10 protein-coding genes are annotated in these 14,203 nt (G+C 58.6%); 3 read left to right on the top strand and 7 right to left on the bottom strand.

Translation table 11 applies throughout. The features are described 5' to 3' along the window. Nucleotides 1-4: 4 nt before the first annotated feature. From R6X40_RS05955 to R6X40_RS05945, 3 genes are all read right to left on the bottom strand, one after another. Nucleotides 5-1,660 (bottom strand): tyrosine-type recombinase/integrase, encoded by a 1,656-nt coding sequence (locus tag R6X40_RS05955; protein WP_318411838.1) that lies wholly within the window; start codon nt 1,658-1,660, stop codon nt 5-7. A gap of 114 nt (nt 1,661-1,774) precedes the next feature. Then, on the bottom strand, nt 1,775-3,184 hold the full coding sequence (gene glnA, locus R6X40_RS05950) for a type I glutamate--ammonia ligase (RefSeq protein ID WP_318411836.1): 1,410 nt from the start codon (nt 3,182-3,184) through the stop codon (nt 1,775-1,777). A gap of 60 nt (nt 3,185-3,244) precedes the next feature. Beyond that, nucleotides 3,245-3,583, bottom strand: coding sequence for a P-II family nitrogen regulator (locus R6X40_RS05945; RefSeq protein WP_018324798.1), 339 nt, complete (start codon nt 3,581-3,583; stop codon nt 3,245-3,247). Between the two features lie 336 nt (nt 3,584-3,919). Between R6X40_RS05945 and R6X40_RS05940 the strand changes: the two genes are divergently transcribed. Next, a complete protein-coding gene (locus R6X40_RS05940; RefSeq protein WP_318411832.1) occupies nt 3,920-5,404 on the top strand; it encodes an NAD(P)H-hydrate dehydratase in 1,485 nt (494 codons plus the stop codon). Here R6X40_RS05940 and R6X40_RS05935 read toward each other — a convergent pair whose 3' ends face one another. Beyond that, a complete protein-coding gene (locus R6X40_RS05935) occupies nt 5,405-6,208 on the bottom strand; it encodes a DUF72 domain-containing protein (protein ID WP_318411831.1) in 804 nt (267 codons plus the stop codon). A 24-nt stretch (nt 6,209-6,232) separates the two neighbouring features. Further along, nucleotides 6,233-9,154 carry an excinuclease ABC subunit UvrA gene (gene uvrA / locus R6X40_RS05930; RefSeq protein WP_318411830.1) on the bottom strand — a complete coding sequence of 974 codons (2,922 nt, stop codon included), beginning with the start codon at nt 9,152-9,154 and terminating at the stop codon, nt 6,233-6,235. A 265-nt stretch (nt 9,155-9,419) separates the two neighbouring features. Here uvrA and R6X40_RS05925 point away from each other — a divergent pair, with 265 nt between their 5' ends. After that, on the top strand, nt 9,420-9,989 hold the full coding sequence (locus R6X40_RS05925) for a single-stranded DNA-binding protein (RefSeq protein WP_318411828.1): 570 nt from the start codon (nt 9,420-9,422) through the stop codon (nt 9,987-9,989). A gap of 72 nt (nt 9,990-10,061) precedes the next feature. Here the strand turns inward: R6X40_RS05925 and R6X40_RS05920 are convergent, their stop codons facing one another. Further along, on the bottom strand, nt 10,062-10,691 hold the full coding sequence (locus R6X40_RS05920; protein ID WP_318411827.1) for a MarC family protein: 630 nt from the start codon (nt 10,689-10,691) through the stop codon (nt 10,062-10,064). 231 nt (nt 10,692-10,922) lie between these two features. Here R6X40_RS05920 and gyrA point away from each other — a divergent pair, with 231 nt between their 5' ends. Next, entirely contained in the window at nt 10,923-13,718 is a 2,796-nt protein-coding gene (gyrA, locus tag R6X40_RS05915; RefSeq protein WP_318411825.1) for a DNA gyrase subunit A, read from the top strand. Between the two features lie 168 nt (nt 13,719-13,886). On the opposite strand, the gene R6X40_RS05910 is transcribed toward gyrA, so the two are convergent. Then, nucleotides 13,887-14,027, bottom strand: coding sequence for a hypothetical protein (locus R6X40_RS05910; protein WP_318411824.1), 141 nt, complete (start codon nt 14,025-14,027; stop codon nt 13,887-13,889). Nucleotides 14,028-14,203 lie beyond the last annotated feature (176 nt).

Genomic DNA, 14,203 nt, shown 5'->3' with positions numbered 1-14,203 from the left:
CCTTTTACTGAACTAGAAGATTATACGTCGCGTCTTCTTCAACACCATCAAGCAATTCGTCTGCGTCCTCATCTTTGAATTCAGACACGACGCGCCGCTTGTCGAACGGATCAGCTTTCGCCATCCATTCTGCCATAATGACGATCTGCGCACTTCCGTACCCGCGCCCCGTGCGGTGCAGGGGACTGCTGTGCCCCATAATTTGCTCAACCACTTCCTCCGGCGCTTTTGCGAGCCGCATAGAGTCCTTGAAACCATGCCGCATAGAATAGGGAACAAGGCGAGGGTCTTTCGATATCTTCCCGTCGATAAGCCGGGTCAGCCGATCCTGCATGCGACCATAACGACGACCCCGCCCGTCTGCCTCAAGGGATGAGAAAAGATAAGGACGATCGGACGCCCCACGCACAAATGCCGCAAAGCCGAGCCGCAACAATTCTGGGTGCACAGGGACTTTGCGCACTGAAGACGGATTTTTGATGTGGTTGTCGCCTGCATCATGTAAATTCAAACACAGGTGCCCGGCGCGCATTTCCACGTCAGAAGCAGAGAGCTGTGCCAATTCCTCGGGGCGGGCGCCGGTGTAGGTCATCAAGCGCAGGAACCACATGTTTTCATCATTGTCTCGCCACCGGTTAGTGCTCGCGGCTTGAACTAGCATCGTCATTTCAGCGGGACTGAACGTCCGCCGCTTGATTTTCTCACCTTCGGAGTATTTCTCCTTTGGAGCGCGAAACTTGATGCTCGCGGCGACGTTCACGTTGATATACTGCTCTTCGAAAGCGAATGTGAAGAGGGCCTTTAGGCACCTAAAATGCTTTCCGGCTGTCGACGCTTTTAACGGTTTGAGTTTTCCGGTTTCCGCGATCTGAATGACCTGTTGCATAGTCATGCCATCATACTTGCCTCCCGACGCTGGAGGCATCTTAATCAAAGCGTCACGGAAGGCGCGCACGTGGTCAACACCGATATCCTTCATCGGAAGGGCACCATGCAGTTCCTCGAACAGCTTTGTTGGATACTCGTACTGTTCCGGGGCGACTGGCGAAGTCTGCTCCTTCCACGCCGCCACTACGCCGCTTAATGTGATCGTTTCCGGGTCTCTAGGATTGACCTCGATCGCATCCGCAGCAGCGAATAGTCGATCTTTGCGAAGCTCTGAAGCGGTCTTACCAAGCGTGCGAAGGTGAGGGGCGTCCCGTGCGATCTGCCGATTGATCTGCAAGCGCTCCGCGTCGAGGGCCGCCGCCTTTGCGGAAGCCCAATCCGGGTCGGCAATGTCGTCATCAGGCCCGTGCTCTGCGGCGTGCTCCCTCCATGAGGCAGCTTCGTCGCCGAGACGTACGGCCTCGCTGGCGCGCTGATCGAACCATTTCAAAAAACCGGCTTGCCCGCCTGCGAGATCAAACGCGGCGGTGCCAAGTGGATTGGCGCGACCGAGAAGATGCGGGTTACGAGAGGCGGCGATAATCTGGTCATGCTCGTTAGCGAGCCGTCGCGCTTCAGTGATGGCGCCGTCGTGCGAGAATGCTCGCAGTGACTTCTTCCATTTCGCCTTTCCAACGATGTGCCGGATATCAGCCGGCACATCGCGATCGTATTCGGGATGCTTCGATCCCTTTCGATACTTTATGTAGGTGTTTGTTGTCTGGCGTCCCATGAAGAACTCGAATTTTTCGGTTTTCCTAACCGAATTCCTAACCTGATTTCCAACCACTTTACAACCGTAACCCTTGAAAATGCTGAAAATATCGACCTTTCAAGGGTTTACAGGTTACGCCGAGTAGTACATGTCGAATTCAACCGGGTGCGGGGTCATTTCGTAACGCATGACTTCGACCATCTTCAGCTCGATATAGGAATCGATCTGGTCGTCGTCAAACACGCCGCCGGCGGTCAGGTACTTGCGATCCCTGTCGAGGCTTTCCAGCGCTTCACGCAGCGAGCCGCAGACTGTCGGGATCTTCTTCAGTTCCTTCGGCGGCAGGTCGTAGAGATCCTTGTCCATGGCTTTGCCGGGATGGATTTTGTTCTTGATGCCGTCGAGGCCGGCCATCAGCATCGCGGCAAACGCGAGATATGGGTTTGCCAGCGGATCAGGGAAGCGGACTTCGACGCGCTTCGACTTCGGGCCTGTGCCGAATGGAATGCGGCAAGACGCAGAACGGTTGCGTGCGGAATAAGCGAGCAGAACCGGTGCCTCATAACCCGGAACGAGACGCTTGTAGGAGTTCGTCGTCGGGTTGGAAAAGGCATTGATCGATTTGGCGTGCTTGATGATGCCGCCGATGAAGAAAAGGCAGCTTTCCGACAGGCCGGCATATTCGTCGCCTGCGAAGGTCGGCTTCGAGTCCTTCCAGATCGACATATGAACGTGCATACCCGAGCCGTTGTCGCCGAAAATCGGCTTCGGCATGAAGGTTGCCGTTTTGCCATATGCGTTGGCGACCTGGTGCACGACGTATTTGTAGATCTGCACCTTGTCGGCATTGCGCACCAGGGTGTCGAACCGGACACCCAGTTCGTGCTGGGCTGCGGCCACTTCGTGGTGCTGCTTTTCGACGGTAACGCCCATTTCGGTCAGAACCGTCAGCATTTCGGAACGCATGTCCTGGCAGCTGTCGATCGGCGGAACCGGGAAATAGCCGCCCTTGACACGCGGACGGTGGCCGAGGTTGCCGGTCTCATAGTCGGTGTCGTCGTTCGACGGCAGTTCCGAACTATCGAGCTTGAAGCCGGTATTGTAGGGATCGGCCTTATACTTGACGTCGTCGAACACGAAGAATTCCGGTTCCGGGCCAACGAAAACGGTATCGCCGATACCGGACGCCTTGAGATAGGCCTCTGCCTTCTTGGCGATGCCGCGCGGGTCGCGGTTATAGGCTTCGCCGGAGACCGGATCGAGAATGTCGCAGACGATAACCATCGTGGACTGGGCAAAGAAAGGATCCATGTGCACGGTCGCCGTATCAGGCATCAGCACCATGTCGGACTCGTTGATGGCCTTCCAGCCGCCGATCGACGAGCCGTCGAACATGACGCCATCGGCGAACATGTCTTCGTCAACACAGCCGACGTCCATCGTCAGGTGATGCAGCTTGCCCTTGGGGTCGGTGAAGCGCAGATCAACGAACTTGACGTCGTTATCCTTGATTTGCTTGAGGATATCATTTGCAGTCGTCATTTTTTGAAAGTCCCTCTTTTGAGATGACGAGGTAGGGCCTGAACCGAACGGTCAGGCGGATTAGATGGCGTCGATGCCGGTTTCACCGGTACGGATGCGGATGACCTCCTCGATATTGGAGACGAAAATCTTTCCGTCGCCAATACGTCCGGTCTGGGCGGCATTCCGTATGGCCTCGATCACGGCCTCCGCATTTTCGTCAGCCAGTACGACTTCGACTTTCACCTTCGGGAGAAAATCGACAACGTATTCCGCCCCACGATACAGCTCCGTGTGGCCCTTCTGGCGTCCAAAGCCCTTGGCTTCGGTGACGGTGATCCCCTGCAGGCCAACTTCCTGAAGGGCTTCCTTCACTTCGTCGAGCTTGAAAGGCTTAATGATCGCTTCGATCTTTTTCATGAGAAAATGTCTCTCCGCTTCTCCCGTTATGGCAGGCTTATGCCCACTCGCCCTCAATATGCATTTTACATGCCAGATATGGCAAATGCGATGCTGTTTTGGATGAAAACACCCGCAGCTGCGGTGATCATATCCCTTTCTCCGGAATAAACAGCGCCATTTGCCTATTTTTTATGAATTTTTCTGCGCGAAGGGGCTTTGTCCTCAGTGCATGTCAGACGTAGCTGCGAATGGTGTCATCGGCGAGCATGAATTGTATGCAAATGCCTAAAAAATATACAAAATAAGGTCGCGTTTTAAGCTTGTCGGCTCCTCTGCTTGCGGGCATTTTGAGGCATGGCCTTTGATCGAGACGCATCCATCATCACTCCATCGGCAATGGCCGCGGTCGATAGCGATTCCGCACGGTCCGGTATCGACAGTTTCGCCCTGATGATATCGGCAGGGCAGGCTGTTTCCGCTGCAGCACTGCGGCTCTATCCGCAGGCGCTACGGTTTGTCGTTCTGTGCGGTCCGGGCAACAACGGCGGTGATGGATATATTGCCGCCGCAGCCTTACGGCGCAGTGGCGCAGTGGTTGCAGTTTACGCGCTCGGAGATACCGCTCGTCTTAGAGGCGATGCGGCGCTTGCCGTTGCGCAGTGGGCGCGCAGCGCTGAAACACTGGAGGCCTACCGGCCTGAGCCTGGGGACGTCGTTATCGACGCCCTGTTCGGCGCTGGTCTGTCCCGTCCGGTTCCGGATGCAGTGGCAGTCGCGATTCAGGCTGTCACGCGGGCGCAGGTTCCCGTTATCGCGGTTGACCTGCCGTCCGGTCTTGACGGCCGCACCGGGCAGGTGCTGGGCGAGAGTTTTCGCGCCAGCCACACCGTTACCTTCATGGCGCGAAAACCGGGTCATCTGCTGCTGCCGGGCGGGGTACTCTGTGGCAGCCTCGAGGTCTTCGATATCGGCATACCCGAGCGAATTTTGCAGAAACATACGAGCGGGCTTTGCGAAAACACTCCTCATCTGTGGGGCGGGGAGGCGCGCGCCCCTGATCCGTCGTCCCATAAATTCAAACGCGGGCATCTCGCCATCTTTTCGGGCGGGCCACTGGCAACCGGCGCGGCGCGGCTTTCCGCTGCGGCCGGATTGAAGGCTGGCGCAGGCCTGGTAACGCTGGCCGCCACATCCGCAGCGCTCAGCGCCAACGCGGCCCATCTGACGGCGGTGATGCTGAAGGAAATCGAGGATGCCGCTGCTCTATCGCATTGGCTTGCCGATAAACGTCTCAGCGCCTTTATCCTGGGGCCAGGCTTCGGTGATTTGGAAAAGGCGCGGCAATACGCCGTGATGCTCAGTGATAGGGCATTGGTGCTTGATGCGGACGGGATCACTGCTTTCAAGGACGATCCGGCGCCGCTTTTCGAGGCCTTTGCCGGAGGCGATACCCGGCTGGTGATGACACCGCACGAGGGCGAGTTCGCCCGGTTGTTTCCGGATATCGACGCCGACCCAACTCTCTCGAAGGTTGATCGCGCCATCGCGGCCGCGAAACGCAGCCACGCCGTCATTGTCTACAAGGGGGCCGATACAGTTATTGCATCGCCCGATGGCCGAGCCACCATCAATACCAACGCGCCGCCGTGGCTGGCGACCGCTGGATCGGGCGATACGCTCGCCGGCATTATCGGCGCGCACCTGGCGCAGGGCATGCCGGCTTTCGAGGCTGCAGCGGCCGGCGTCTGGCGCCATGGCCGGGCAGGGACCAAGGCGGGCGAGGGCTTGACCGCAGAAGACCTTGCCGCAGCGATCGAGCCTCTGCCAGCTGCCCGCTGATCAATCCACCCGCTTCTGCAGCGCCCGCGCGCCATTCGGTGCATTGACCTTGCCCTCGGTGATGAAGAAGGCAAAGACGTCGCGCTGCTTTTTTTCCGGCTTGTGGGCGGGATCGGCATGGGCGAGGTCGCCGATGTCGCCACCTGCCGCCCAGGTTTTGACCCGGTCGGCCCACAGATCGAGCCGCTTTTCATCGTAACAGGTCTCGACGTCATCGCTGCCGGTCTGAAGGCGCGTGTAGACAAAATCACCGGTCACATCTGCGATCATCGGATAGTCGAAATGGTCGGCGCAGACGACCGCCACCTTATGCTTGACAAGAAGGGCGGTGAATTCCGGTGTGCAGAAGGAATCGTGACGTACCTCAACGACATGACGCAGCGTCAAGCCATCCTGTTTCTCCGGCAGCAGCGCCAGAAACGCCCCGAAATCATCGGCGTCGAATTTCTTGGTCGGCATGAATTGCCAGAGAATAGGCCCGAGATGCGGCCCGAGTTCCGTCAGCCCTTGGCCAAGGAATTTTCCGATCGACTCACCGGCCTCCGCCAACACCTTCTTGTTGGTGGCAAAACGGCTGGCCTTCAGCGAGAAGATGAAATCATCCGGCACTTCCGACGCCCACTTGGCAAACGTTTCCGGCTTTTGCGAACCGTAATAGGTGCCATTGACCTCGATGGCCTTCAGCTGGCTGCTGGCATATTCCAGCTGCCGCTTCTTCGCCAGCGTTTCCGGATAGAACGTCCCCTCCCAGGGATCGAAGGTCCAGCCGCCAATACCGCAGCGAATTGTGCCTGATGTCGACATGCTATCTCCCTCTCGTTGTATGCTCTACTCGGCCGCAGCCATCTTGCGGATCGGCCGGCGTTCCAGAAGCTCCTTCAGGAAGACGCCAGTATGGGAGCGCTTTTCCTTGACGATATCCTCTGGCGTTCCGGTCGCCACCACTTCGCCGCCGCCATCGCCGCCTTCAGGTCCGAAATCGATCACCCAGTCGGCCGTCTTGATAACTTCGAGATTGTGTTCGATGACCACGACCGAATTGCCCTGATTGACCAGTTCGTGCAGCACTTCCAGAAGTTTGGCGACGTCATGGAAATGCAGACCGGTGGTCGGCTCGTCGAGTATGTAGAGCGTGCGGCCGGTTGAGCGTTTCGACAGCTCCTTGGCAAGCTTGACGCGCTGCGCCTCGCCACCCGACAGCGTGTTCGCCTGCTGACCGACCTTGATATAACCGAGACCAACGCCCTGCAGCGCCTGCAGCTTGTCGCGCACGGCCGGAACGGCGGCGAAGAACTCGACACCTTCCTCAACTGTCATGTCGAGCACGTCGGCGATCGACTTGCCCTTGAAATGCACGTCGAGCGTTTCGCGGTTGTAGCGCTTGCCATGGCAGACGTCACAAGTGACATAGACATCCGGCAGGAAGTGCATCTCGATCTTAATGACGCCGTCGCCCTGGCAGGCTTCGCAACGCCCGCCCTTGACGTTGAAGGAGAAGCGGCCGGGCTGATAACCGCGGGTCTTGGCTTCCGGCAGGCCGGCAAACCAGTCGCGGATCGGCGTGAAGGCGCCGGTGTAGGTGGCTGGGTTCGAACGGGGCGTACGACCGATCGGCGACTGGTCGATATCGATCACCTTGTCGATATGCTCAAAACCGTCGATCCGGTCATGCTCGGCCGGGTTTTCGCGCGCACCCATAATGCGCCGGGCCGCTGCCTTGTAAAGCGTCTCGATCAGGAAGGTCGATTTTCCGCCGCCTGACACGCCCGTGACCGCGGTGAAAATGCCGAGCGGGATGGATGCTGTGACATTTTTCAAGTTGTTGGCGCAGGCACCGACGACGGTGATTTCCTTTTTCTTCTTTGCTTTGCGCCGTTCGGCCGGAACCGCAACCGCCATTTCGCCGGACAGATATTTTCCGGTCAGCGAGTTCGGGTTGTCGAGCACCTGCTGCGGCGTGCCCTGTGCGACAACCTCGCCGCCGTGAATGCCGGCAGCCGGGCCGATATCGACGACATAATCGGCGGTCATGATCGCGTCTTCGTCGTGTTCAACGACGATCACCGTGTTGCCGATGTCGCGCAGGTGGCGCAGCGTATCGAGCAGGCGGGCGTTATCACGCTGGTGCAGGCCGATCGACGGTTCGTCGAGAACGTAGAGCACGCCAGTCAAGCCCGAGCCGATCTGCGAGGCCAGCCGGATGCGCTGGCTCTCGCCGCCAGACAGCGTGCCGGAATTGCGCGAGAGGCTGAGATATTCAAGGCCGACATCGTTGAGGAAGCGCAGCCGTTCGCGGATTTCCTTGAGGATACGCACCGCGATCTCGTTCTGCTTGGCATTCATATGTTCGGGCAGGACGTCGAACCAGTCGCGCGCCACGCGGATCGACATCTGCGTGACTTGACCGATATGCATCTTGTTGATCTTGACCGCCAGCGCCTCTGGCTTCAGACGGAACCCGGCGCAGGCCGGGCAGGGGGCTGCCGACATGTAGCGTTCGATTTCCTCGCGCGCCCAGGCGCTGTCAGTCTCCTTCCAGCGCCGCTCCAGATTGGGCACGATGCCTTCGAAATTCTTGGTGGTGGTATAGGAGCGGGCACCGTCCTCGTAGTGGAAACTGATCTTTTCCTCGGTGCCCTGCAGGATGGCGTTTTTAGCCGCGCCGGACAGGTCTGTCCATTTGCTGGACAGCTTGAAGTCGAAGACCTTGCCGAGCGCTTCAAGCGTCTGATTATAGTAAGGCGACGACGATTTGGCCCAGGGGGCGATGGCGCCGTTCTTCAATGTCCGGTCGGGCTCCGGAATGATCAGCGCCTCGTCGATCTTCTGCTGGCTGCCGAGGCCATCGCAGGTCGGGCAGGCACCGAACGGATTGTTAAACGAAAACAGCCGCGGCTCGATTTCCGAAATGGTAAAGCCGGACACCGGGCAGGCGAATTTTTCGGAAAACAGCACGCGCTCGTGCGTTTCGTTGAGCGATTTGTTGGCCGAACCACCTGCGGCTGTTTCTTCCGGCGGCAGCGGCTTATCGGCAAATTCGGCGATGGCCAGGCCATCGGCCAGCGTCAGGCAGGTTTCCAGACTGTCGGCGAGGCGCGCGGTCAGGTCCGGACGTACGACGACGCGATCAACGACGACATCGATGTCATGCTTGTATTTCTTGTCGAGTGCTGGCGCTTCGGCGATTTCGTAGAACTGCCCGTCGATCTTGACGCGCTGGAATCCCTTCTTCATCAGCTCGGCAAGCTCTTTCTTATACTCGCCCTTGCGGCCGCGCACGATCGGCGCGAGAATATAAAGACGCGTCCCTTCGCCGAAATCGACAACCCGGTCGACCATCTGACTGACGGTCTGGCTTTCGATCGGCAGGCCGGTTGCTGGCGAATAGGGCACGCCGACGCGGGCAAACAGCAGGCGCATGTAGTCGTAGATTTCGGTGACCGTACCGACCGTCGAGCGCGGGTTGCGCGAGGTCGTTTTCTGTTCGATCGAGATGGCCGGCGACAGGCCATCAATCTGATCGACATCGGGCTTTTGCATCATCTCGAGGAACTGGCGGGCATAGGCCGACAGACTTTCGACATAACGCCGCTGTCCTTCCGCATAGATCGTGTCGAAGGCGAGCGAGGACTTTCCGGACCCGGAGAGGCCGGTCATGACGATCAGCTTGTTGCGCGGCAGATCGAGGTCGATGCCCTTCAGATTGTGCTCACGCGCGCCGCGGATGGAAATGGTCTCGAGTTTGCTCATCGTGCCCAGCTTTATATCTGCATTGGAAAGCTCCTATTTAAGTACGCCAGCGCCCATGTCGAGGCGCAAGGTGAAAAACAGCGGGCTTTCCGAGTCGGTTGACACGATATTACAAATTTATTAGAACAAAGAAAGAACGAATTTTGAAATCTGTTGTGGATGACACAACGCAAAGGGGCGTATGCTTGGCCGTCAGCCGCTAAGATGCGCGCTCTGAATTTGGTAGCCGGGCTGAAAGGCCGGGCAGGATAGCGGGAAAAGCAAGATGGCAGGCAGTGTCAACAAGGTGATTTTGATCGGCAACCTCGGGGCAGACCCAGAAATCCGGCGTACGCAGGATGGCAAGCCGATCGCCAACCTCAACATTGCGACCTCGGAAAGCTGGCGCGACCGGAATTCCGGTGAGCGCAAGGAAAAGACCGAATGGCATCGTGTGGTGATCTTCAATGAAGGTCTCTGCAAGGTTGCCGAGCAATATCTGAAGAAGGGTGCGACGGTCTATATCGAAGGCCAGCTGCAGACCCGCAAATGGCAGGACAAGGACGGCCAGGATCGCTACTCGACGGAAATCGTGCTGCAGGGCTTCAATTCGACGCTGACGATGCTCGGCGGCCGGGGTGACGGGCAGGGTGCCGGCGGTGGCCGTGGCGGTTCTGAGTATGGCGGCGGCAACACCGGTGGCGGTTCAGACAACTACGGTGGCGATTATGATCGTCCGTCCTCTGCACCGTCCGGCCGCTCCAGCGGCAATAGCTCCAGTGGCAATACCGGTGGCGGCAATAGCGGCGGCGGCGGAAACTTTTCGCGCGACATGGACGATGACATTCCGTTCTGATCGAAGCGATCGCGCAATCAAAAGGGCCCGGGAAACCGGGCCTTTTTCGTTTTCACCTAATGGCAAGCATCGTCACAAGGCCATGGTCGACTTGATACCATCGACAACGAATTGCACTGCCAGGGCAGCGAGGATGACGCCGAGCAGGCGTGTCAGGATGGCGCGGCCGGTGACGCCGAGGAACCGGTCGATGCGCTCAGCGATGACGAGGGCGGCAAACAGGATGGCGAGGCAGAAGGCGATGACAAGTATCAATTGAGCCCTGTCGATCGTCGCCGAGAATGAGCCTGAGAGCAGAATTGTCGCCGAGATCGCGCCGGGACCGGCAATCAGCGGCAGCGCCAGCGGAAACACCGCTATATTGTGGATGTGGTCGCGGGTGATGGCGGTTTCACCGGTCTTTTCCTTGCGCTCGTTGCGCTTCTCGAAAATCATCTCGAAGGCGATCCAGAACAGCAAAAGGCCACCAGCGATCCGGAAAGCACCAATGGAGATGCCAAGCAGTCCTAGGATGCCGTTTCGGAACAGCGCAAAGGCCGACAGGATGAAGAACGCGATCAGCGTACCACGGCGGGCCACCAGAAAGCGCTCCTGCCGGCTCATGCCGACCGTCAGGCTAAGGAAGATCGGCGCAAGGCCGGGCGGATCGATAGTGACCAGGATCGTGGTCAGCGCATTGATCAGAAGGTCGAATTGAGACATTCCGTTCCCCTCGCGGCCTTGTTTATGATGACCGTCTGATGAATTGTTAGGCGAGGGTGGGGACGAATGAAAGGCCCGTCCTTCACTGTTCTGCCGCTTTTGCCTTGCAAATGCCTGTGAGAGCGCCGATGAGCCTAAAAGGCTGTTCAAAACCCGGCCTCGAAATTGGCGCTCGCCAATGCATTCGGCTATAAAAATCTGTCTGATTCTGAACAAAGATCGTGATCGAAATTGACTGAACAAAGCACACCAGGCGGCGGCAAGAACCCACCAGGCATCGAGCCCATTTCCATCATGGAGGAAATGCAGCGCTCGTATCTCGATTACGCCATGAGCGTTATCGTCAGCCGTGCTCTTCCCGATGTTCGCGATGGTCTGAAGCCCGTGCACCGGCGCATCCTGTTCGGGATGAGCGAACTGGGCATCGACTGGAACAAGAAATACGTCAAATGCGCCCGCGTCACCGGCGACGTGATGGGTAAGTTCCATCCGCACGGCAACTCGGCGATCTATGATGCGCTGGCCCGTATGGCGCAACCCTGGTCGCTGCGGCTGCCGCTGATCGACGGTCAGGGCAATTTCGGCTCCATCGACGGCGACCCGCCGGCGGCCGAACGCTATACCGAGTGCCGGCTTCAAAAGGCAGCGCATGCGCTGCTCGATGACCTCGACAAGGAAACGGTCGATTTTCGCGACAACTATGACGGCACGCTTTCCGAGCCGTCGGTGGTGCCGGCGAAGTTCCCAAACCTTCTGGTCAACGGCGCGGGCGGCATCGCCGTCGGCATGGCGACCAACATCCCGCCGCACAATCTGATCGAAGTCGTCAACGGCTGTATCGCGCTGATCGACGATCCGGCGCTCGAACTGCCGCAGCTGATGGAGATCATTCCGGGGCCGGACTTCCCGACCGCTGCCTTCATCCTCGGGCGTTCCGGCATTCGTTCGGCCTATGAGACCGGCCGCGGTTCCGTGATCATGCGCGGCCGCGCCACCATCGAGCCGATGCGCGGCGACCGCGAGCAGATCATCATCACCGAAGTTCCCTATCAGGTGAACAAGGCGACGATGATCGAGAAGATGGCCGAGCTGGTCAAGGACAAGCGCATCGAGGGTATTTCCGACCTTCGTGACGAGTCTGACCGCCAGGGCTACCGCGTCGTCGTCGAGCTGAAGCGCGACGCCAACGCCGAGGTCATCCTCAACCAGCTTTACCGCTATACGCCGCTGCAGACCTCGTTTGGCTGCAACATGGTGGCACTGAACGGTGGCAAGCCGGAGCAGATGACGCTGCTCGACATGCTGCGCGCCTTCGTTACCTTCCGCGAGGAAGTCATCAGCCGCCGCACCAAATACCTGCTGCGCAAGGCGCGTGACCGGGCGCATGTGTTGGTCGGCCTGGCGATTGCCGTTGCCAATATCGACGAGATCATCAAGCTGATCCGAAGCGCGCCGGATCCGGCGACAGCGCGTGAACAGTTGATGACACGCCGTTGGCCGGCGTCTGATGTCGAAAGCCTGATCCGTCTCATCGACGATCCGCGCCACCGCATCAACGAGGACCTGACCTACAACCTGTCTGAAGAGCAGGCCCGGGCGATCCTCGAGCTGCGCCTTGCCCGCCTGACGGCCCTTGGCCGCGATGAAATCGGCGACGAACTGAACAAGATCGGCGCCGAGATCAGCGATTACCTCGATATCCTGTCGTCACGTATCCGCATCATGACCATCGTCAAGGACGAGCTTATCGCCGTTCGCGACGAGTTCGGCACTCCGCGCCGGACCCAGATCGTCGAAGGCGGTCCGGATATGGACGACGAGGATCTGATTGCCCAGGAAGACATGGTCATCACTGTGTCCCATCTCGGCTATATCAAGCGTGTGCCGCTGACGACCTACCGGGCGCAGCGCCGCGGTGGCAAGGGCCGCTCCGGCATGGCAACGCGCGACGAGGATTTCGTCACGCGCCTGTTTGTCGCCAATACCCACACGCCGATCCTGTTCTTCTCGTCGCGTGGCATCGTCTACAAGGAAAAGGTCTGGCGTCTGCCGATCGGCACACCGCAATCGCGCGGCAAAGCCCTGATCAACATGCTGCCGCTGGAACCCGGCGAGCGCATCACCACGATCATGCCGCTGCCTGAGGACGAGACGACGTGGGAAAACCTCGACGTGATGTTCTCGACAACGCGTGGGACGGTGCGCCGGAACAAGCTGTCGGATTTCGTCCAGGTCAACCGCAACGGCAAGATCGCCATGAAGCTCGATGAAGAGGGCGACGAAATCCTCTCCGTCGAGACCTGCACGGAGCATGATGACGTTCTTCTGACGACGGCGCTCGGCCAGTGCATCCGCTTCTGCGTCGATGACGTGCGTGTCTTTGCCGGCCGCAACTCAATCGGCGTACGTGGCATTACGCTGGGTGAAGGCGACCGCATCATCTCGATGACCATCGTCGGCCATGTCGATGCCGAGCCTTGGGAGCGCGCAGCCTTCCTCAAGCGTGCAGCTGCCGAACGGCGTGCGGCAACCGGCGAGGACGAGGAAATAGCGCTCGTTGGCGAAGAGGTCACCGAAGAAGGTCAGTTGACCGATGAGCGTTACGAGGAGCTCAAGGCACGCGAACAGTTCGTGCTGACGGTCTCGGTCAAGGGCTTTGGCAAGCGTTCGTCCACTTACGACTTCCGCACCTCCGGCCGTGGCGGCAAGGGCATCCGTGCCACCGACACGTCGAAGACCGGCGAAATCGGTGAACTGGTCGCGGCCTTCCCGGTCGAAGACAACGACCAGATCATGCTCGTCTCCGATGGTGGCCAGCTGATCCGCGTTCCGGTTGGCGGTATCCGGCTTGCAAGCCGTGCCACCAAGGGCGTGACGATCTTCTCCACAGCCAAGGACGAAAAGGTCGTCTCGGTCGAGCGTATCAGTGAGCCCGAACCCGAAGAAGACGAAGACGTCGCAGGCCAGACGGAGACATCGGATGACGATGCGTCGGCCACGGAGACACCAGCCGCAACGGAAGAATGAAACCTTCCATGATATGATTGGAAAAAGCCGGGCGATCGCATCGTCCGGCTTTTTTGTGAGTTTGTCATTGAGGTGATGAAGACAAAGAAAAACCGGACTGGCAGGGGAACCGTCCGGCTTTTGTGTCAGCGGGCACTGGAGGTTGCCGCTGTAGGAAACTTTGGAGGGTCAGACGCTGAAACCGCCAGCGTCTCCGCTCATCGCCTTCATCGCGCTTCTGTCGCGTTGAAGTTCGAAAATTGTTTTGGCGAAATCAACCAGGAACACGATACTAATCACTGCCGATATGATCATCATTGTGATGGCCATTGCGGATCATCCTCTACTTGAACAATCGAGTGCGGTTAAGATCAGGCCGGTCCACGCGCGCTTCGTTTCTGATTGCGTTTGCCGTTGCAAAAAGCATGACAAAAAACATGGTCATCGACAGAAGAATAAGTGCCATAGCGGTGATCCTTTCAGCCAGTAAACGGCATTGACTGCAA

Source organism: Rhizobium sp. PL01 (assembly GCF_033447125.1).
Lineage (GTDB): Bacteria > Pseudomonadota > Alphaproteobacteria > Rhizobiales > Rhizobiaceae > Pararhizobium.
Note: the sequence above shows the minus strand (reverse complement) of the source record. Positions and strands in the feature narration are given on the sequence as shown.

Coding starts and splice junctions, on each gene's coding strand:
- R6X40_RS05955 (WP_318411838.1), bottom strand. CDS start 1,660: ATGGGACGCCAGACAACAAACACCTACATAAAGTATCGAAAGGGATCG.
- glnA (WP_318411836.1), bottom strand. CDS start 3,184: ATGACGACTGCAAATGATATCCTCAAGCAAATCAAGGATAACGACGTC.
- R6X40_RS05945 (WP_018324798.1), bottom strand. CDS start 3,583: ATGAAAAAGATCGAAGCGATCATTAAGCCTTTCAAGCTCGACGAAGTG.
- R6X40_RS05940 (WP_318411832.1), top strand. CDS start 3,920: ATGGCCTTTGATCGAGACGCATCCATCATCACTCCATCGGCAATGGCC.
- R6X40_RS05935 (WP_318411831.1), bottom strand. CDS start 6,208: ATGTCGACATCAGGCACAATTCGCTGCGGTATTGGCGGCTGGACCTTC.
- uvrA (WP_318411830.1), bottom strand. CDS start 9,154: ATGAGCAAACTCGAGACCATTTCCATCCGCGGCGCGCGTGAGCACAAT.
- R6X40_RS05925 (WP_318411828.1), top strand. CDS start 9,420: ATGGCAGGCAGTGTCAACAAGGTGATTTTGATCGGCAACCTCGGGGCA.
- R6X40_RS05920 (WP_318411827.1), bottom strand. CDS start 10,691: ATGTCTCAATTCGACCTTCTGATCAATGCGCTGACCACGATCCTGGTC.
- R6X40_RS05910 (WP_318411824.1), bottom strand. CDS start 14,027: ATGGCCATCACAATGATGATCATATCGGCAGTGATTAGTATCGTGTTC.